This is a genomic window from Gordonia polyisoprenivorans (genome assembly GCF_017654315.1).
GTDB classification, from domain to species: domain Bacteria; phylum Actinomycetota; class Actinomycetes; order Mycobacteriales; family Mycobacteriaceae; genus Gordonia; species Gordonia polyisoprenivorans_A.
Genome location: NZ_CP072203.1, coordinates 2,133,962 through 2,152,878 on the forward strand (window position 1 = coordinate 2,133,962; position 18,917 = coordinate 2,152,878).

General features: G+C 67.4%; 15 protein-coding genes. 10 read left to right on the forward strand and 5 right to left on the reverse strand.

Features of this window, described 5'->3' with window-relative positions; all coding sequences use genetic code 11:
- Nucleotides 1-29: 29 nt before the first annotated feature.
- Together J6U32_RS09525 and J6U32_RS09530 are read right to left on the reverse strand one after the other, a co-directional pair.
- Nucleotides 30-2,384 carry a glycoside hydrolase family 65 protein gene (locus J6U32_RS09525; protein ID WP_014359269.1) on the reverse strand — a complete coding sequence of 785 codons (2,355 nt, stop codon included), beginning with the start codon at nt 2,382-2,384 and terminating at the stop codon, nt 30-32.
- Nucleotides 2,381-3,091: an HAD family hydrolase gene (locus J6U32_RS09530; protein WP_208794999.1), complete on the reverse strand. Its 711-nt coding sequence runs from the start codon at nt 3,089-3,091 to the stop codon at nt 2,381-2,383. Before J6U32_RS09530 ends, J6U32_RS09525 begins: the two co-directional genes overlap by 4 nt.
- Nucleotides 3,092-3,197: 106 nt before the next feature.
- On the opposite strand from J6U32_RS09530, the gene J6U32_RS09535 reads away from it, so the two are divergent.
- The 4 genes from J6U32_RS09535 to rsmA all read left to right on the forward strand — a co-directional run bounded on the left by J6U32_RS09535 (nt 3,198) and on the right by rsmA (nt 7,230).
- A complete protein-coding gene (locus J6U32_RS09535; protein WP_208795000.1) occupies nt 3,198-4,076 on the forward strand; it encodes a PhzF family phenazine biosynthesis protein in 879 nt (292 codons plus the stop codon).
- Between the two features lie 80 nt (nt 4,077-4,156).
- On the forward strand, nt 4,157-5,089 hold the full coding sequence (locus J6U32_RS09540; protein WP_208795002.1) for a TatD family hydrolase: 933 nt from the start codon (nt 4,157-4,159) through the stop codon (nt 5,087-5,089).
- A gap of 178 nt (nt 5,090-5,267) precedes the next feature.
- Nucleotides 5,268-6,350, forward strand: a complete 1,083-nt coding sequence (locus J6U32_RS09545; RefSeq protein WP_244332756.1) for a resuscitation-promoting factor — start codon at nt 5,268-5,270, stop codon at nt 6,348-6,350.
- Complete coding sequence (gene rsmA / locus J6U32_RS09550) at nt 6,313-7,230, forward strand: 16S rRNA (adenine(1518)-N(6)/adenine(1519)-N(6))-dimethyltransferase RsmA (RefSeq protein ID WP_208795004.1); 918 nt, start codon at nt 6,313-6,315, stop codon at nt 7,228-7,230. The genes J6U32_RS09545 and rsmA overlap by 38 nt, the downstream gene beginning before the upstream one ends.
- Before the next feature lie 22 nt (nt 7,231-7,252).
- On the opposite strand, the gene J6U32_RS09555 is transcribed toward rsmA, so the two are convergent.
- Together J6U32_RS09555 and J6U32_RS09560 are read right to left on the reverse strand one after the other, a co-directional pair.
- A complete protein-coding gene (locus J6U32_RS09555; RefSeq protein ID WP_208795005.1) occupies nt 7,253-9,367 on the reverse strand; it encodes a HelD family protein in 2,115 nt (704 codons plus the stop codon).
- A gap of 188 nt (nt 9,368-9,555) precedes the next feature.
- Nucleotides 9,556-10,554, reverse strand: coding sequence for a TIGR03557 family F420-dependent LLM class oxidoreductase (locus J6U32_RS09560; protein WP_208795007.1), 999 nt, complete (start codon nt 10,552-10,554; stop codon nt 9,556-9,558).
- A 137-nt stretch (nt 10,555-10,691) separates the two neighbouring features.
- Here J6U32_RS09560 and J6U32_RS09565 point away from each other — a divergent pair, with 137 nt between their 5' ends.
- From J6U32_RS09565 to J6U32_RS09580, 4 genes are all read left to right on the forward strand, one after another.
- The gene (locus J6U32_RS09565) at nt 10,692-11,378 is read left to right on the forward strand and encodes an HAD family hydrolase (protein WP_208795009.1); all 687 of its coding nucleotides are present in this window, start codon (nt 10,692-10,694) and stop codon (nt 11,376-11,378) included.
- Between the two features lie 31 nt (nt 11,379-11,409).
- Entirely contained in the window at nt 11,410-12,369 is a 960-nt protein-coding gene (locus J6U32_RS09570) for a 4-(cytidine 5'-diphospho)-2-C-methyl-D-erythritol kinase (RefSeq protein ID WP_208795011.1), read from the forward strand.
- 140 nt (nt 12,370-12,509) lie between these two features.
- Nucleotides 12,510-13,607 (forward strand): lipase family protein, encoded by a 1,098-nt coding sequence (locus J6U32_RS09575; protein WP_425324121.1) that lies wholly within the window; start codon nt 12,510-12,512, stop codon nt 13,605-13,607.
- 67 nt (nt 13,608-13,674) lie between these two features.
- Nucleotides 13,675-15,537, forward strand: a complete 1,863-nt coding sequence (locus J6U32_RS09580; RefSeq protein WP_208795015.1) for an ABC-F family ATP-binding cassette domain-containing protein — start codon at nt 13,675-13,677, stop codon at nt 15,535-15,537.
- 3 nt (nt 15,538-15,540) lie between these two features.
- Here J6U32_RS09580 and J6U32_RS09585 read toward each other — a convergent pair whose 3' ends face one another.
- Entirely contained in the window at nt 15,541-16,317 is a 777-nt protein-coding gene (locus tag J6U32_RS09585) for an alpha/beta fold hydrolase (protein ID WP_208795016.1), read from the reverse strand.
- Nucleotides 16,318-16,418: 101 nt separating this feature from the next.
- Between J6U32_RS09585 and J6U32_RS09590 the strand changes: the two genes are divergently transcribed.
- Both J6U32_RS09590 and J6U32_RS09595 read left to right on the forward strand, forming a co-directional pair.
- The gene (locus J6U32_RS09590; protein WP_425324122.1) at nt 16,419-18,695 is read left to right on the forward strand and encodes a carbon starvation CstA family protein; all 2,277 of its coding nucleotides are present in this window, start codon (nt 16,419-16,421) and stop codon (nt 18,693-18,695) included.
- A 17-nt stretch (nt 18,696-18,712) separates the two neighbouring features.
- Nucleotides 18,713-18,886 carry a YbdD/YjiX family protein gene (locus J6U32_RS09595; protein WP_370530183.1) on the forward strand — a complete coding sequence of 58 codons (174 nt, stop codon included), beginning with the start codon at nt 18,713-18,715 and terminating at the stop codon, nt 18,884-18,886.
- The last annotated feature ends 31 nt before the right edge of the window (nt 18,887-18,917 follow it).

Consider the following 18,917-nt stretch of genomic DNA (forward strand, 5'->3'; position numbering starts at 1 on the left):
GTAACGACAAGTTCGGGGGCCGCCCGGCCTCACATCTGACGGCGGTAGGGCTCGCATCCCGGCGGGGCCTTGGGCGGCTCGCGCAGGGCGATCTCCGGGATCGACATGGTGACCGGTGTGCCCTCGGTGAGGGTGAACTTGTCGCCGTGATGCGCGAGGTCGATGTCGGGTCCCGAGAGCAGGCGATACGTCGCCGAGCTCTTGTCGATGGCGACCAGCATCTTGGAGTCGCGCACCGTCATCCGGAACGACAGGTAGTCCAGTCGTGTCGGCAGTCTCGGCGCGAACGTGATGTTGCCGCCGAAGTCGCGCATGCCGCCGAACCCGGCCACACAATCCATCCATGCTCCGGCCAGCGCCGCGATGTGCAGACCGCTCGCGACGTTGTCGTGCAGATCGTGTAGGTCGGTGAACACCGATTCGACGAGCAGATCGTAGGAGAGGTCGGGGTAGCCGACCTCGGCGGCGGTGACCGCCTCACAACACGCCGACAACGACGAATCCCGCACCGTCAGTGGGTAGTAGTAGTCGAAGTTCCGCAGTTTCTGTTCCGGGGTGAAACTCTCGCCGAACAGGTACATGGCGAATACCAGGTCGGCCTGTTTGACGACCTGTTTGCGGTACAGCTCGTAGTACGGATAGTTCAGCAGCAGTGGGTATTTGCCGCGTGAAGCCTCGAAATCCCATGCCCCCAACAGGGTGAACGCCTCGCACTGCTGGTGCACCCCGAGCGCCTCGTCGTAGGGCATCACCATGTCGTCGGCGCAGGCCTCCCAGTGCGCCGACTCCGCGTTGGTGACCCCGAACTGCTGCGCCAGATCCGGACGTCGGTGCACCGCGGCCACCGCATCCCGAAGATTCTGTTGCGCAGCGAGATTGGTGAAGATGTTGTTGTTGACCACGGCCGTGTACTCGTCGGGTCCGGTGATGCCGTCGATCCGGAAGTGGCCGTTGACGTCGTGATGTCCGAGGCCGGCGAACAGGCGGGCGGTCTCCACGAGGATCTCGACGCCGCATTCGGTTTCGAACTGTTCGTCGTGCGTGGCGCGCAGGTACCGGCCGGTCGCATTGGCGATGTCGGCGCTGACGTGCACCCCGGCGGTGCCCGCGGGCCAGTAGCCCGAACACTCGTCGCCGTTGATCGAACGCCACGGGAACATCGCGCCGCGCTGGGCGAGCTCGGCGGCGCGCGCCTTGGCCTTGTCCATGGTGGCGTGGCGCCAGCGCAACTCCTCGCCGGCTGCCGCGGGCACCGTGTAGGTCAGCATCGGAAGGATGAAACTCTCGGTGTCCCAGAAGGTATGGCCGTCGTAGCCGGGGCCGGTGAGTCCCTTGGCCGGGATCGCGCGCGACTGGCCGCGGGCGCCGGCCTGCAGGACGTGGAACAGGGCGAACCGGATCGCCTGCTGCAGTTCGGGATCGCCGTCGAGCTCGATGTCGGCGTCGCGCCAGAAGTCCTCGAGGTAGGCGGCCTGGTTGGCCTTCAACGATTCCCAGCCGGTCTCCATCGCCATCGCCAGCGCGGCGTCGACCTGTGCGCGCAGGGCGGGCACCGATCGCCGCGCCGACCAGCCGTACCCGATGTACTTGGTCAGGCTCAGCCGGGTGCCCTCGGGGACGTTGGCGGCCACCGTCAGTCGCGCGAGATCGCCGTCGGCGCGAATGAAAGTGTCTGCGCGATCCGGGAATTCGATCTGGTGGTCCATGCCGGCGGCCATGTGCAGGCCCGAGCGCTTGGTGTGGTGGACCAGGATGCCCCAGTAGTTGCGACAGGTCGCGAGGTCCGAGACGAGTGGCTGATCAAGTGCGGCCGCCAGGCGCGGATCGTTACCCGGTGTCGGAATCGGTTCGTTGGCAAGCAGATCCGACTGCAGCACCAGCTTCATGTCCTCGCCGACCGGCTCCACCTCGTAGTGGATCGCGGCGATGGTGCGCTTGGTGAACGACACCAGTCGCTCGGACTTGATGCGTACCGTCCGGCCGGTCGGGGAGGTCCACAGGGTGCTGCGTCGCAGCGTGCCGGTGCGGAAGTCGAGCACCCGCTCGTGCTCCTCCGTGCGACCGTAACGCAGGTCCATCGGCTCGTCCTCGACGAGCAGCCGGATGATCTTGCCGTCGGTGACGTTGACCACGGTCTGCCCGGATTCGGGGTAACCGTAACCACTTTCGGCATACGGCAGGCCCCGCTGCTCGTAGAAACCGTTGAGGTAGGTGCCCGGATGATCGACCGGCTCACCCTCCTCGAAGGTGCCGCGCAACCCGATGTGTCCGTTGGACAGTGCGAAGAGGGTCTCGGTGCGTCCGAGCATGTCGATGTCGAGTCCGCGCCAGCGCAGTTGCCATGGGTGGACGTCGAATCCGTAGGCGTTGTCGGAGGTGCTCATGCGGGGAGTAACTCCTCGAGATCGTTGACGACGATGGACGCCCCGGCCGTGGTCATCGACGCGGCCTGGGTGCCCCCGACCCGGTCGATACCGACGACGTAGCCGAAATGACCGGCGGCACCGGCCTGGACTCCGGAGATCGCATCCTCGAAGACCGCGGCGGCGGCGGGTTCGACGCCCATCCGCTGTGCTCCGAGAAGATACGAATCGGGGGCGGGTTTGCCGCGCAGGCCCGCGGCCGCGGTCTCGAGACCGTCGACGCGAACCTCCACGAACTTCGACAGATCGGCGGCGTCGAGCACCGCGGCACCGTTCTTCGACGAGGTCACCACCGCGATCCGCAGACCGGCATCCTTGGCGGCCCGCAGATAGCGCACCGACCCCGGATACGGGTTCACCCCATCACGTTCGAGGCTGGCGAGGAACATCTCGTTCTTGCCGCCGCCGATCGACTCGACGGTCGCGTCGTCGACGTCGTCGATCCCGCGGCTGGCGAGGAAGGCACGCACACCGTCGTCGCGCGGACGGCCGTCGACATGGTCGAGGTAGTCCTGCTCGGTGAACGGCGTGAACCCCTCACCGTCGCGCTGACGAAGGTAGGCATCGAACGCCGCCTTCCATGCGTGGCGATGCAGGACGGCGGTACTCGTGAGGACACCGTCGAGATCGAAGAGCGCGACGGTGACGTCATCTGGCAAACCCAACACGAGTGGCCACGCTACCCGTCTGTGGCGGCTGGGGCGCGCTATGCGAGCGACGCGGATCCGCGGGGTGTCGCGCAGGTGCACAAATGTGTGGACGCGCGCGACGCGAATGATGAACCATGAGGCCATGTCTCGTGATGTCGTACAGTCCCGCCGCTTCGCCCAGGTCGATGTCTTCGCGTCCCAACCGGTCGCTGGCAATCCGGTGGCGGTGGTCGTGGACGCCGACGGGATCAGCGACGAACAGATGGCGGCGTTCGCGCGATGGACCAATCTGTCGGAAACCACGTTCCTGCTGCCGCCGACCGACCCGGACGCCGACTACCGGCTGCGGATCTTCACTCCCGGCTCGGAGATGCCCTTCGCCGGGCATCCGACGCTGGGGTCGGCGCATGCGTGGCTCGCCGCCGGGGGTGTCGCCGCGAGCGACGACATCGTGCAGGAGTGCGGTGTCGGGTTGGTCCGCATCCGACGGACCGACGGACGTCTCGCCTTCGCCGCGCCACCGCTGAGCCGCTCCGGGCCGGTCGCCGACGACACCCGCGCCGAGGTGACCGCCGCCCTCGGCGTAGACCCGCAGCATGTGCTCGCCGCCGAATGGGTGATCAACGGGCCGCGGTGGATGGTGTTGCAGCTCGATTCGGCGCAGCGCGTGCTTGAGGTGACCCCCGACTTCGCCGCGCTCGGCGACCATGAGGTGGGGCTCGTTGGCGCCCACACCGAGGCGACCGCCCCCGGAGCCGATGTGATGTTCGAGGTCCGCGCGTTCGCACCGGGCGACGGCATCCCCGAGGACCCGGTCACCGGCAGTCTCAACGCGGGCATCGCGATGTGGCTGCGCAGCGCCGGTCTGGCGCCGGCGACCTATGTGGCCGCTCAGGGAACCGTGCTCGGCCGGTCCGGACGCGTGCACGTCACCGACGACGGCGACAACATCTGGATCGGCGGCGAGAGCACGACCGTCATCACCGGCAGCGTCGACCTGTAGGCGGACCGGTAGCCCCGACCCCCGATAACCCGGCCCCCGGTAACCCCGACCCCGGTGCGCCGAGCCCTACAGTTGGCCCCATGACCGACGCCGACAGTGCCCACCACTCCGCCGACGGCGCTCATCACTCCGCCGACAGCGCTTCGCTGAAGGCCGAGAGCGCCAAGGCGGCCAAGAAGCGGCGTCGTCGGGAGCCGCCGCCGGACCCCGAGCCGCTCCCGGGACTGGTCGACGCACACACCCATCTCGCCGCCTGCGGTGGGCGGGACCCGGGTTCGGTCCGGGCCATCCTCGATCACGCCGAGACGGTGGGCGTCGGACAGGTCGTCACCGTCGCCGACGACTTGATCGACGCGCGCTGGGCCCTCGACGCCGCGCACTGGGACGACCGGGCGTTTGCCGCGGTCGCACTGCATCCCACCCACGCGGGTGAACTCGACGATGCGGCGCGCGCCGAGCTCGAACAGATGGCCGCCGATCCGCGGGTGGTGGCGATCGGTGAGACCGGCCTCGACTACTACTGGCCCGGCAAGTCCGAGTCGGCCGCGTCGCCGGAGGTGCAGAAGGAGGCGTTCGTCTGGCACATCGATCTGGCCAAGCGGATCGGCAAGCCGTTGATGATCCACAATCGGGAGGCCGACCACGACCTTCTCGACATCCTGGCGTCCGAGGGCTCACCGGACGCCGTGATCATGCATTGCTTCTCCGGTGACCGGAATGTTGCTCGCGAATGCATAGATCGCGGCTACTTTCTGAGTTTTGCTGGAACTGTGACATTTGCCAATGCGGGCGAGCTGCGTGAGGCGGCTCACCTGGTGCCCGACGGGCAGATCCTCGTGGAGACCGATGCACCGTTTTTGACCCCGCATCCCTACCGTGGCCAGCCGAATCAGTCCTATTGCCTGCCGTACACGGCGCGACTGCTCGCCGAGGTCCGTCGAATGGATGAGCACACGATGGCGCAGACGCTCGGCGACAACGCGCGACGCGTGTACCGGCTGTCTTTGCAGTAATCACCCCTGCTCGTTATCGTATTGTGATCCGTCGCCACGGCGGTGGTTCGTTCCTCGGGATGTGGGCCCTCGGGCCGGTCCGGGGCGACCACCTCGCGCCAGTGTCGGGGGATGACCACGTCGTCGATCAGGATGCTTGACCTTGTCTGTTTTCGCGAGAATCCACACGTTGGAGTCGATGCGCGCCCGCATCGCCATCGGGGCCGTGCTCTGCACCGTCGCCGTGGGCGGCGTGATGGGCGTGACGATGCACAAACACGTCACCATCGATGTCGACGGCCAGAAGATCCAGGTCGCCACGATGACGATGAACGTCGACTCGTTGCTCGAGTCGCAGGGCTACCAGCCGGTCAGCGGCGACATGGTGTCGCCGTCCCCGGATTCGTCGTTCTCCGACGGTCAGACGATCACCTTCCACCGCAAGAAGCAGGTCGTCCTCGACGTGGAGGGCGAGAAGCGGGTCGTCGAGACGACTGCGGTCAACGTGAACCAACTCCTCGCCCAGCAAGGGCTCGCACACGGCGCAGACCAGGCGAACTTCAACGCGAACGGGCCGATCCCGGTCAACGGCGCGGTCGTCGACGTCACGCTTCCCAAGAAGCTCGTCATCATCGACGGCGGGGTGCCCTCGATCAAGTCGGTGCCCGCCGACACCGTGTCGGAGGCCCTCGAGACCATCGGTGCGCCGCTGCAGGACGCCGACAAGGTCACCCCGGCCGCTGACGCGAAGGTCACCGACGGCACGGTCATCAACGTCACCCGCATCCGCACCACCGAGACCACGGTCGAAGAGGACGTCAATGCTCCCGACGTCACCCAGGACGATCCGACCCTGATCAAGAATCGCCGCGTCGTCGTCAAGCCCGGCAAGCCGGGCCGTGCGAAGGTTCAGTACGAGGTGACCACCGTCAACGGCAAGATCACCAAGCGCGTGAAGATCGGTCAGGACGTGCTCACCCAGCCGGTCGCGGCGACCGTTCGCGTCGGGACCAAGCCGGGCGCACCGTTCGTGCCGTTCGGTTCGGTGTGGGATGCGCTGGCCCAGTGTGAATCGACCGGTAACTGGGCGATCAACTCCGGCAACGGTTTCTACGGCGGTATCCAATTCGACCAGAACACCTGGGATCGCTGGGGCGGCCAGGAATACGCACCGCGCCCGGACCTCGCCACCCGTGAGGAGCAGATCGCGATCGCCGAGAAGACCCAGGCCGCACAGGGCTGGGGTGCGTGGCCGTCGTGCTCGTCGCGGCTGGGGCTCTGATCTGACCGCCGACGGCGCGCCTGCGCATTCGCGCCTACTCGGTCCGGCTCAGATCCGGGCTCTGGCAACCGAACTGGGCGTTCGCCCGACCAAGACCCTCGGGCAGAACTTCGTCCATGACGCCAACACGGTGCGACGTATCGTGGCCGCATCCGGTGTCGGCGCCGACGACGTCGTGCTCGAGGTCGGTCCCGGCCTCGGCTCGCTGACCCTGGCCCTGCTCGGCACCGTCTCACGCGTGATCGCCGTCGAGATCGACCCGGTCCTGGCCGCGCGCCTTCCCGCCACCGTGGCGGAGTACGCGCCGTCCCGGTCCGCTGCGCTCGACGTCGTCACCGCCGACGCGATGACGGTGCTCGCCGACGACTTGCCCGCCGCGCCCACCGCACTCGTGGCGAATCTGCCCTACAACGTCGCGGTTCCCGTGCTGCTGCACCTGCTTGCGCAATGCCCGACGCTGCAGACCGCCCTGGTGATGGTGCAGGCAGAGGTCGCCGACCGCCTCGCCGCCGGACCGGGCGGCCGCATCTACGGCGTCCCGAGCGTCAAGGCCCGCTACTTCGGTGACGTGTCGCGGGCGGGGGCGGTGGGCCGCAACGTGTTCTGGCCGGAACCCAAGGTGGAATCCGGACTGGTTCGCGTACAACGACATTCGCGCTATTCTGACGATCCCGCGGTGCGGGCGAAGGTGTTCGCCGTCATCGACGCCGCCTTCGCGCAGCGCCGCAAGACGATGCGCTCGGCGCTGGCCGGTTGGGCCGGCTCGGCGGCCGAGGCGGAGCGTCGGCTGCGTGCCGCCGGCATCGACCCGCAGATCCGCGGCGAGAAGCTCGACGTCGACGACTTCGTCCGGTTGGCTCAGGTCCCGGCAGGCGACTGAGCGCACCACTAGCGAGAAGCGCTCAGGCCGCACCGTCGTCAGGAACGGGCCCGCCGATGTCGAGCATGATCAGGCGCTTGGTCGCCCGGGTCTGTGCCACGTAGAGATCTCGGAGACCGGAGTCGTCCGCACCTCGGATCTCGTTGGCGCCGAGCACGATCACGGTGTCGAATTCCAGACCACGCGCGTCGGCGGCCGGCACGACCATCACATCGTCTCCGAGTGCGCCGGCGTCGAAGCACGATGCGCGCCCCGCCGTGGTGATGATGCCGATGAGCTCGCCGGGGTGCGCCGTTCGTATTGTCGCGAGCAACTCGTCCACCTCAGCGTCGACGCCGTCGTTCGTGACGATACCGGTCGTTGGATGTTCGCCATGACGTATCGAGCGTGAGAGCCGCTGTGTGGGAGCGATACGCGCGAGGACGGGCGCGGTGGTTTCCAAGATCTCCGTGGTGGTGCGGTAGTTGATCGTGAGGGTGTGGTGGACAAAGCGGTCGTCGACAAAAGGGTGCAGCGCCTCGCCCCAGGAGCTGATGGTCGTGGTCGGTCCCGACTGGGCGAGGTCGCCGACGATGGTCATCGAGTGGTTCGGGCATCGACGGATGAGCATCCGCCACTGCATCTGCGAGAGTTGCTGCGCCTCGTCGACGACGATGTGCCCATATATCGACTCGGGTGGCCCGTCGACGAGTGTCCGGGCTTCATCCAGGAGCGCCAGATCGGCCATGCTCCAACCTTGTCGAGCGCCGTTGCCGATCGAGGCGACGTCCTTGTCGGTGCACCCGGGGAAGTGGCGGGTGAGCGAGACGGCGTCGGTGAGCACGTCACGCACCACGTCGTCGGCGGTGAGGAGTGGCCAGACCTCGTCGATGGCCCGTGTGATTTCGGCGTCGTCGAGGAGATCATCGTGGATACGGTCCCAGTCGATCTCGAGCTCCCCGCTGCCGTCGTCGTCACGCGCCGAGAGCCTGGCCTCGCCGGCGAACATTCGATCGAGATCGATGCCGAGTACGTTTCTGATCTCGTCCTCGAAGTCCGAGATCTCCTGTGCGGTTTGTGCTTCCAGCTCGGTAACCACCTCATCAACGATCTGTTCGAGGAATGCCTCACGCGCCCGGTTGTGGCCGACCCCGCCCTGCAACGCACTGCGGCGAGCGGCATCCACGCGCGCGGGATCAAGCACGACCGCGCCGTACCCGGTCTGCAATCGAAGAGGTATCCCACGAGGCTGTGAGGCCTCGACCCGACCGGCGAGAAGTTCGGCAAAGTGCGTGCAACCCTTCGCGAGTGCGATCGGATCTGCCTCTGTGCGCGTCACCGTGACGTCCACGAGGTCGGTGGTCGTACGCAGGGCGACATCGTTCTCACCCAGGGACGGCAGAACGTCGGAGATATAGGTGAGAAATCGTCTGTTCGGTCCGAACACCAATACTCCGCGATCGGCAATCGCGGGAAATGCGTACAGCACATACGCCGCCCGATGGAGGGCAACGATCGTCTTGCCCGTTCCCGGGCCGCCATCGACAACCATGATTCCGCGGTGTTCGGATCTGACGATCTCGTCCTGTTCGGCTTGCAAGGTCGCCATCGCTTCGCGCATCCGACCCGTCCGAGCTCCACTCAGTGCGGAGACGAGGGGGCTGTCGCCGACGACGTCGGTATCGGTCGGTGCGGTCCCATCGAGGATCTCGTCGGTGAGCTCGACGACCTCACGGTCTCGCAGTCGCAGGTGACGACGCCGACGCACCCCGAGCGGTGACGCCGAAGTCGCCGCGTAGAAAGGTCGAGCAGCGTCGGCCCGCCAGTCCACGAGCAGTGTGCGGTGCGAGTCCGACAGGAGCCCGACCCGACCGATGTACATCGGTACGCCGCGGTCCGCTCCGTCGATCCGCCCGAAACACAGTGCGTGTTCCGCCTTCCGGAGCCGACGGACGACCTTGTCCAGACGTGACAGCTCGGCGTCTCGCGCGACACGATTTCCGGGACCGTCGATGGGCGACGAGAGGGCCTCTTGACGCGCTCGGAGACCGGTCATCGTCTCGATGTCGAGGCGTGCGTACATCTCGTCGACGGCGTGCTGCTCCTCTGTGACTTGTCCCTCTGCGATCTGCGCTGCCCTGTAGGTGATCTCAGCCATTGCCCCGTCTTCCGTCGTTCGACCAACGACGTCCACTGTGGAGGGCGGGCACCGACTATGCAACGTTGACTTCGCAGTCCGGTCATGGCCTTCGCGTGGGAACGGAGGTCAGGGCGCGTTCAATGGAGATCCGTTGACAGAACAGTACTTTCGTGGCCCACCTCTTACTGGGTTCCAGTGAGAAGCGCTCACTCCGACCGCAACTTCTCCAGCAACGGCCCGGCGGCCTCGTCGAGGAACCGCTCCTGGCTCTCGCCGCCGATCTGCACGAGTGCGACGTCGGTGAATCCGGCGTCGACGAATGGCCGGATACCGTCGACGAGTTCGTCGAGATCCGACCCGCAGGGGATGTTGGCCGCGACGTCGTCGGGGGTGACGAACTGGGTGGCGCCGGCGAACGCCGCGGTGGTCGGCAGGTTCGCGTTCACGTGCCAGCCGCCGGCGAACCACCGGAACTGGTCGTGGGCGCGGGCCACCGCGGTATCGCGGTCCGGGTCCCAGCAGATCGGGATCTGTCCGATCGCGCGCGCCGGGTCGAGCGCGGCGCCCTGCCCGATCGAGGTGGTCTCGGAATTGGCATTCCAGTGCTCGATGAAGTCCGCGTTCGGCTCGACGGCGATGAGATGGTCTGCAAGAGGCCCGAATTCGTCGATCGAACGGGGTCCGGACACCGCCACGCCGATGGGTACACCGTCGTCGGGCAGATCCCAGATCCGTGCCGAATCGACCTGGAAGAACTCGCCGCGATGATCGACGAGACCGCCTTCGAGCAATGCGCGGATGATCTCGATCGCCTCGGCGAGCATGGCGTGCCGTTCGGAGATGGCAGGCCACCCCGCGCCGACGACATGCTCGTTGAGGTTCTCACCGCTACCGAGTCCGAGAATGAACCGGCCCTCGGCGAGCAACTGCAGGGTCGCGGCCTTCTGGGCGATGATGGCCGGGTGGTAACGAATCGTCGGGCAGGTCACGTAGGTCATCAACTCGACCTCCTCGGTCGCGTGAGCCACCGCGCCGAGCACCGTCCATGCGTACGGCGCATGGCCCTGCGCCGAGAGCCACGGAAAGTAATGATCGCTGGACACCTCGAAATCGAAGCCCGCCTTCTCCGCGGCCACCGCGTCCCGGACCAGCTGCCGGGGTCCGGCCTGCTCGGTCATGAGGGTGTATCCGAATCGTGTCGCCATGCTCGCGCTCCTTCTGATCGGTGCGGACGCGAATCGGAGGTGACGCCGCCTCGACGTCCCATCGGCTCGACGTCCAACAGTGCGAAGGTGGATGGTGGGCACGTGGTCTCGACCCGAGAGGAACAGGAGTGACAGCGATGACACACACCGACCGGACAGAGACGCCGACCGAAGAGTCGCCTGTGGACACCGTGCTCCTCGACGTCGACGGTACGCTCATCGACTCGAATCATCTGCACGCCTTGGCGTGGCAGCGAGCCTTCGCCGGGCACGATCTCTACCCGGAATGGTGGCGCGTGCACCGCGCGATCGGGATGGGCGGCGATCAGTTGGTGGGGGAGATCTGCGGGCCGGACGTCGAGGACTCCCTCGGCGATGACCTGCGCGATGAATGGGCCCAGCAATACCGCAAGCTGCTACCCGAGGTGCGCGCGCTGCCGCGTGCGGCGGACCTGGTGCAGATGCTCGCCGATGCCGGCTTTCGGGTGGCGCTCGCGTCGTCGGGGGCGCAGGAATTCACCGACGTCGCACTGGATCTCCTAGGCCTGACGCGCTCCGATTTCGCCGTCGTGACCAGCGCCGACGACGCCAACAACTCCAAGCCTGCACCGGATCTGCTGGCGGTCGCCGTCGAGCGTTCCGGCGGTGCCACCGCGGTCCTCGTCGGCGACAGCGTGTGGGACGTGGCCTCGGCGAACGAACTCGGTATCGCCTGCGTAGGGGTACGGACCGGTGGTTTCGCGGCCGCCGAGTTGCTCGATGCGGGCGCGATCGAGGTCGTCGACGATGTCGCCACGCTGGTCGAACGGGGTTGGCGACCGTGACTCGCCCGGCGATTCACTACCCTGGATACCCGTGTCCCCAGCGTCTCTGTCGGTGATCTCCGACGCCGTCTCTGTGCGCGTGCCCGCCAAGGTGAATCTGCACCTCGGTGTCGGCCCGCTCCGCGACGACGGCTACCACGATCTCGTCACCGTCTACCAGGCGCTCTCCTTGTACGACGACGTCACCGTCACGCGTGCCCCCGCACTCGGGGTGACGCTGCGCCGCGAGGGCGGACGAGGCGCCGACGCCGCCGACGTGCCCCTCGACGACGAGAACCTCGCGATCAAGGCGGTCCGCGCGCTCGGTGAGTGGGCCGACCGCGACCCACGGGTGGCCATCGAGATCGTCAAACGCATACCCGTCGCCGGCGGAATGGCAGGCGGCAGCGCCGATGCCGCGGGTGCCCTGGTGGCCCTCGCCGCGTTGTGGAAACTCGATCTGCCGCGCGCGGAACTGCTCGAGATCGCCGCCGGTCTCGGCAGTGACGTGCCCTTCTCGGTGCAGGGCGGTACCGCCATGGGCACCGGCCGCGGTGAGCAACTGATGCCGATGATCGCGCGCGGCGAACTGCACTGGGTGCTGGCATTCGCGCGCGACGGACTGTCCACGCCTGCCGTCTTCGCCGAACTCGATCGTCTGCGCGCCGATCACGCCGACGCCTTCGACGTGCACAACCCGCGGCCCGACGAGCTGGTGCAGGCCCTCGCCGGCGGGCAGGCGAGCCAGATCGCGCCGCTTCTTCACAACGATCTGCAGCCGGCCGCATTGAGTCTGCAGCCGGGTCTGCGCCGAACGCTGCGCGCGGGCGTCGATGCCGGCGCGCTCAACGGCATCGTCTCCGGATCGGGGCCGACGTGCGCCTTCCTGTGCGCCGACGCCGACGCCGCGGTGGCCGTGGCCGCCGAACTGTCCGGTGCCGGGGTGGCCCGTTCGGTACGCACCGCATCCGGGCCGGTCAGCGGCGCGACCCGACGGGTACCCGGGCGGTGACCCCCCGACCCCGGCAGTCGCAAACACGAACGCGGTCCGAGCGGGTCGACGCCCGCGGTGTACCCGGGGCGTTCGCCCGGACGCACCGCGAATGTCGTCGGATCGGGCTCGTCGGAGTGGTCGCATTCGTGGTCGGACTGATGACGGTCGGCCTGGGGACACTCGGAACCGGCTCGGCCGCCGCGACCCCGGTCGCCGGGCGCGTGCTCGCCGGCACCGCGATCGTCGGCGCCGACCTGCCGCCCGGCGCGGCGTCGGGACAACGCCTCACGTATGTGACCCGCGACCAGAATGATCGAATGGCGTTGTCCACCGGCGTGTTCTACGTTCCGAAGGGCACGCCGCCGTCGGGCGGGTGGCGCATCTTCTCCTGGGCGCACGGCACCACGGGGATCGCCGACGAGTGCGCGCCGAGCCGGATCCGCAAGGGCTCCGGTGTCGACGCCGCGATCATCGACGCTCTCAAGCGCGGATATGCGGTCACCGCAACCGATTACGCGGGTCTCGGCGCACCCGGTGAGACCGAGTATCTCGGCGGACGGGCCGCCGCGCACTCGGTGATCGACATGATCCGCGCGGCTCGCGCCCGTGACGCGTCGCTGGGTACCGAGTGGGTGTCCGCCGGTCATTCGCAGGGCGGGCATGCGGCGTTGTTCGCGGGGTACGAGGCGCCGTCATACGCCCCCGAACTGAATCTGCGTGAAATCCTGGCCCTGGCACCGGCTTCCGGTATCGAAGGGGTACTCACCAAGTCGTTCACGCCCAGCGTGCCGAGTCTGGGGAAACTCAACACCGTCAGTGCGCTGTATCTCTACATCCTCGCCGGCCTCGACCACGCGCGACCCGATCTGCACGTCACCGATCACCTCACCCAGGCGGGCAAGCGCTATCTCGATCTCGCGCGATCGGAGTGCAACGGCGAGGTGTCGGCCGCGATGCGGTCGGTGGCGCCGGGGGATCTGCTGGACTCCTCGCTGGGTGACGAGCGCTTCGTGGCCGCGCTCGCCGACTACACGCGGGTGCCGACCGGCGGGTACACGGTGCCGATCCGCATCGACCACGGCCTGCTCGACCCGGTGGTGCCGTTCCCGTTGACCGCGACGCTGGTCCGCTCCATGCAGGCCGACGGTACCGACGTCGACCTGCACACCCACACCCGCGCCGACCACACCGAGGTCGTCGCCGATTCTCTCGATCAGGTGATGGGTACCGCCGCGGCGGCATTCGGGCGGGATTGAGCACCGACCGGGCGGGGAGTTGGCGCCACAGGAGAGCCCGACAGTCCGGGGTTGTTATCGTCTACCGGTGCCACCCGCCCCCTCCGCGCTGATCAACGCCGACCGCATCAGCAAGAGCTTCGGCATCAAATCCCTGCTCGACGAGGTGAGCCTCGGCGTGCACGAGGAACAGCGCATCGGGGTGGTGGGACTCAACGGCGGCGGCAAGACCACGCTGCTGGAGATCCTCGGTGGCGTCACCGAACCCGACTCGGGGCGTGTGTCGCGGGCGGGTGGGGCGCGCATCGCCGTGGTCACCCAGCGCGGTGAGCTACCGGCGGGCAAGACGGTCGCCGAGGTCGTCGTCGGCGGTCCCGACGTCGCCGTGCACGAGTGGGCCGGCGACCCACGGGTCCGCGGCATCCTCGCCGGCATCGGCGTCGACGAACTGCTCGACGCGCGGGTCGATGAACTCTCCGGCGGACAGCGACGCCGCGTCGGGCTGGCCGCCGCGCTGGTCTCCGAGGCCGACGTCCTGATCCTCGACGAGCCCACCAACCACCTCGATGTCGAAGGCGTGCAATGGCTCGCCGATCACCTCATGCGGCGCCGCGGCGCACTCGTCGTGGTCACCCACGACCGCTGGTTCCTCGACACCGTTGCCACCCGGACCTGGGAGGTCCACGACGGTCGGGTCGACGAGTACGAGGGCGGATACAATGACTGGGTGTTCGCCCGCGCCGAGCGGGTGCGCCTCGCCGACGCGGCCGAGGAGCGGCGACGCAACCTGGCCCGCAAGGAGCTGGCGTGGCTGCGCCGCGGACCGCCCGCCCGAACCTCCAAGCCGCGCTACCGAATCGAGGCCGCCGAGAAGCTGATCAGTGACGTCCCGCCGCCCCGCGACACGGTGACGCTGTCGACGTTCGCCAAGCGCCGGCTCGGACGCGTGGTCATCGAACTCGAGGACGCGCACATCGAGACACCCGCGGGACAAGCGTTGCTGGACAATCTGACCTGGCGACTGGCGCCGGGGGAGCGCATCGGTCTGGTCGGGGTCAACGGATCGGGCAAGACGACGTTGCTGCGTGCGCTGGCCGGGGAGGTCGACGTGGCCCCCGGACGTCGCATCGAGGGCGTGACGGTGAAACTGGGCTGGCTGCGCCAAGAACTCGACGACCTCGACGAGGACCAGCGGGTCCTCGATGCGGTGGAGTCGGTGGCCGCGCGGATCATGTTGGGTGACAAGGAGTATTCGGCGAGTCAGCTCGCCGAACGGCTTGGCTTCTCGCCGGCCAAACAACGCACCCCGGTCGGCGATCTCTCCGGTGGTGAGCGTCGGCGCCTGCAGTTGACGCGTGTGCTGATGGCCGAACCGAACGTGTTGTTGCTCGACGAGCCGACCAACGATCTCGACATCGACACCCTGCAACAGCTCGAGGATCTCCTCGACTCGTGGGCCGGAACCATGGTGGTCATCTCCCACGATCGCTACCTGATCGAGCGGATCTGTGACTCCACGTGGGCGTTGTTCGGCGACGGCTCGCTCACCAACCTGCCCGGTGGGATCGCCCAGTATCTCGATCGGCGTCGTGAGATGCGTTCCGGCACCACGGGTTCGGGTTCATCGAAGGTGGGTTCGTCGCAGGCGGCATCGGGGCAGACAGCAGAGGGGCGGGCCGCAGACGCGCAGAACCCGGGCACGGCCGACACTCCTGCCGAGCGACCCGCGGTGAGTGCCGCCGAACATCGCGAGGCACGCAAGGCGATGAACCGGGCCGAGCGGCAGATCGAGCAACTCTCGCGGCGCGAGGACGAGCTGCATGCCGCGCTGGTGGCCGCGGCCACCGACCCCGAACGTTTGGTGTCGCTCAATACCGAACTGCGGCAAGTGGTTGCCGACAAGGAAGCCGCCGAAGCGGCGTGGCTCGAGGCCGCCGAAGCGATCGAGTGAGGCTCAGGATGCCGACGTCGGCTGCGTTGCCCGCTCGGCGTCGATCGACGCCGCGAACTCACTGATCATCGCCCCCGCCACGGCGGGCTGGATCAGCGGATACAGGTGGGTGGCGCGAGGGAGGACGCGCAGGCGCGCACGCGGCGACAGATCGACGAACCTGCGTTCGTGGATTCGGAACTGATCCCAGCCGCCGTTGGCGAACAGCATCGGTCCCGGATACCCGGCGAGTGCGGACAGGGCGTCGAATCCGGCGATCTCGTCGACCACATCGGCGATCGAGTGCAACGCGAGGCCGCCGGCCTCCATGTCGTCGGAGACCTGCGCGCCCAACGCCATCCGGGTGAGGAACCGGCTGATCTCGGCGCTCTGCGCGGGTAGGAACGAGGTGGCCGCGCCGAACAACCGGAACGGTGCGGCCAACAATGCGCTGGGCTGGGCGGTCGATCCCATCGTGACGAGACCGGCCACGCGCTCGGGATGCGCGGCCACGGTCGCCATCGCGACATAGCCGCCCAACGACATTCCCGCGAGGACCGCCGGTGCGCCGAGTTGGTCGACGGCGTCGACGACGGCGGACACCGCCTCGGCCATCGTGAAGGTCTCGGCGCTGCGTGTGCCATGACCGGGCAGGTCGGGGTGGATCACCGGCCGGTCGGTGACGGCGTCAGCGATGCGATGCAGCGACGCACCGCTGACGCGCAGACCGTGAACGAGCACCACCGGAGTGGGTTCCTCCGACCGTGCGCTGGTACCCATTTCGGGTTCGTTGCAGCTCATCGGGAGTCAGTATGACCGCTTTGACCGTCCGCGTATAGTGACGCAGGCCACTACCCGTGGCTCCCCTCGAGACGTCGAAAGGGCCCACCAACGCCATGACGATGACCGAACCGACACCGACGAGCGAGCGACGCGAGGACTACCCGAACGTCGAATTCATCCGCAACGATCCCGACCTGCCACCGGTCGCGATCATCGACCGCTCACCGATGACCGTGCCGAAGAAGATCCTGTTCGCCGTCATCGGCCTGCTCGGCGCGGTGGCGTGGGTGATCGTGGCATTCATCCGCGGAGAGAACGTCAACGCCGTCTGGTTCGTCGTCGCCGCCGTCTGCACCTATGTGATCGCCTACCGTTTCTACGCGCGGATGATCGAGATGAAGGTGGTCAAGCCCCGCGACGATCACGCCACGCCCGCCGAGGAATTCGACAACGCGCAGGACTACATGCCGACCGACCGGCGAGTGCTGTTCGGTCATCATTTCGCCGCCATCGCCGGAGCTGGTCCACTCGTCGGACCGGTACTCGCCGCGCAGATGGGCTACCTGCCCGGAACCATCTGGATCATCATAGGCGCCGTGGTCGCCGGCTGCGTCCAGGACTATCTGGTGCTGTCGATCTCGACGCGGCGTCGCGGACGCAGCCTCGGACAGATGGCCCGCGACGAACTCGGCCGCGTCGGCGGCACCGCCGCGATCGTCGCCGTGCTGGTCATCATGATCATCCTCATCGCGGTGCTGGCCCTGGTCGTCGTCAACGCCCTCGCCGACAGCCCGTGGGGCGTGTTCTCCATCGCGATGACCATCCCGATCGCCCTGTTCATGGGCATCTACCTGCGCTACCTGCGGCCCGGCCGGGTCAGCGAGATCTCGCTGATCGGTGTGGTGCTGCTGCTCGCCGCCATCGTCGCCGGCCGCTACGTCGGCGAATCCGGTTGGGGCAAGGACTGGTTCACCCTCTCACCGGTCTTCCTGAGTTGGGCGATCATCATCTACGGTGTGGCCGCCGCGGTACTGCCGGTGTGGCTGCTGCTGGCACCCCGCGACTATTTGTCGACGTTCATGAAGGTCGGCACGATCGCCCTGCTGGCCCTCGGCATCCTGATCGTCCAACCGGTGATGAAGGCACCGGCCGTCAGCGAATTCGCCTGGAACGGTAAGGGCCCAGCCTTCTCCGGCGCATTGTTCCCGTTCCTGTTCATCACCATCGCCTGCGGTGCGCTGTCGGGTTTCCATGCCCTCATCGCCTCCGGCACCACACCCAAACTGCTGGCCAAGGAAGGGCAGGCCCGGATCATCGGATACGGCGGCATGCTCACCGAATCGTCGGTGGCGATCATGGCGTTGATCACCGCCTGCATCCTCGATCAGCACATCTACTTCGGCATGAACGCACCCAAGGCGCTGACCGATGGCACCGCGCAGGGCGCCGCCGACTATGTCAACGGACTCGGGGTGAGTGGAAATCCTGTCCCCGCAGCGGACTTCACCTCCGCCGCCGAGGGAGTCGGTGAGTCCTCGATCGTTTCCCGCACCGGTGGTGCGCCCACCCTCGCGATGGGTATGGCCGACACACTGCAGCGCGCCATCGGAGGGGAATCGTTGCGCGCGTTCTGGTATCACTTCGCGATCATGTTCGAGGCGCTGTTCATCCTCACCACCGTCGACGCCGGCACCCGGGTTGCGCGGTTCATGCTGTCCGACGGCATCGGCAACATTCCAGGTGCGAGCCGATTCAAGGATCCGTCCTGGCGGCCCGGAGCGTGGCTGTGCACCGTGATCGTCTGCGCCGCATGGGGTTCGATCCTGCTGATGGGCGTCACCGACCCGCTCGGCGGTATCAACACGCTGTTCCCGCTGTTCGGCATCGCCAACCAGTTGCTCGCCGCGGTCGCGTTGACGGTCGTCACCGTCATCCTGTTCAAACGCGGACAGGCCAAGTGGGCGTGGATACCCGGAATCCCGTTGGTGTGGGACGTGATCGTCACCATGAGCGCGTCCTGGCAGAAGATCTTCTCGTCGAATCCGGCCATCGGCTACTGGGCCCAGCACCGCGACTTCGCCAACGCCAAGGACGCCGGCAAGACGTCGTTCAAGACCGCCAAGAACATCGGCGAGCTCGACGCCGTCATCCGCAACACCTTCATCCAGGGCACGTTGTCGATCATCTTCGCGGTACTCGTGCTCATCGTGGTGATCGTCGGCGTCTACATCTCGATGAAGGCGCTGCGTCTCGGCGGACTCCCGACCACCGAGGACCCACCGGAACCCTCACACATCTTCGGGCCGAGCGGGCTCATCACCACCGCCGCCGAACGCGAGGTCCAGCGGGAATGGGATGACATCGCCATCCAGCGCAAGACCGAGACGGTCACATGAGGCAGATACTGCACCGGATGGGTGAACGCGTCGCGTGGTACGTCGGCAGCGTCATGGGTGACCGGGACTACGAGCGCTACCTGCAACACCATGCCGCACATGGTGATCCGACGCCGCCGATGAGCGAGCGCGACTACTGGCGTCACCGCTGGGATCACGTCGAGAACAACCCGCAGGGGCGATGCTGTTAGGGCGTGTCGTTCTGAGGCGCTACTCCTGGGT

Bases quoted from the DNA above. Each gene is read 5' to 3' on its own strand.
- J6U32_RS09525 (WP_014359269.1), bottom strand. From the start codon at position 2,384: ATGAGCACCTCCGACAACGCCTACGGATTCGACGTCCACCCATGGCAA.
- J6U32_RS09535 (WP_208795000.1), top strand. From the start codon at position 3,198: ATGATGAACCATGAGGCCATGTCTCGTGATGTCGTACAGTCCCGCCGC.
- J6U32_RS09540 (WP_208795002.1), top strand. From the start codon at position 4,157: ATGACCGACGCCGACAGTGCCCACCACTCCGCCGACGGCGCTCATCAC.
- J6U32_RS09545 (WP_244332756.1), top strand. From the start codon at position 5,268: ATGCGCGCCCGCATCGCCATCGGGGCCGTGCTCTGCACCGTCGCCGTG.
- J6U32_RS09555 (WP_208795005.1), bottom strand. From the start codon at position 9,367: ATGGCTGAGATCACCTACAGGGCAGCGCAGATCGCAGAGGGACAAGTC.
- J6U32_RS09560 (WP_208795007.1), bottom strand. From the start codon at position 10,554: ATGGCGACACGATTCGGATACACCCTCATGACCGAGCAGGCCGGACCC.
- J6U32_RS09565 (WP_208795009.1), top strand. From the start codon at position 10,692: ATGACACACACCGACCGGACAGAGACGCCGACCGAAGAGTCGCCTGTG.
- J6U32_RS09575 (WP_425324121.1), top strand. From the start codon at position 12,510: ATGACGGTCGGCCTGGGGACACTCGGAACCGGCTCGGCCGCCGCGACC.
- J6U32_RS09585 (WP_208795016.1), bottom strand. From the start codon at position 16,317: ATGAGCTGCAACGAACCCGAAATGGGTACCAGCGCACGGTCGGAGGAA.
- J6U32_RS09590 (WP_425324122.1), top strand. From the start codon at position 16,419: ATGACCGAACCGACACCGACGAGCGAGCGACGCGAGGACTACCCGAAC.
- J6U32_RS09595 (WP_370530183.1), top strand. From the start codon at position 18,713: ATGGGTGAACGCGTCGCGTGGTACGTCGGCAGCGTCATGGGTGACCGG.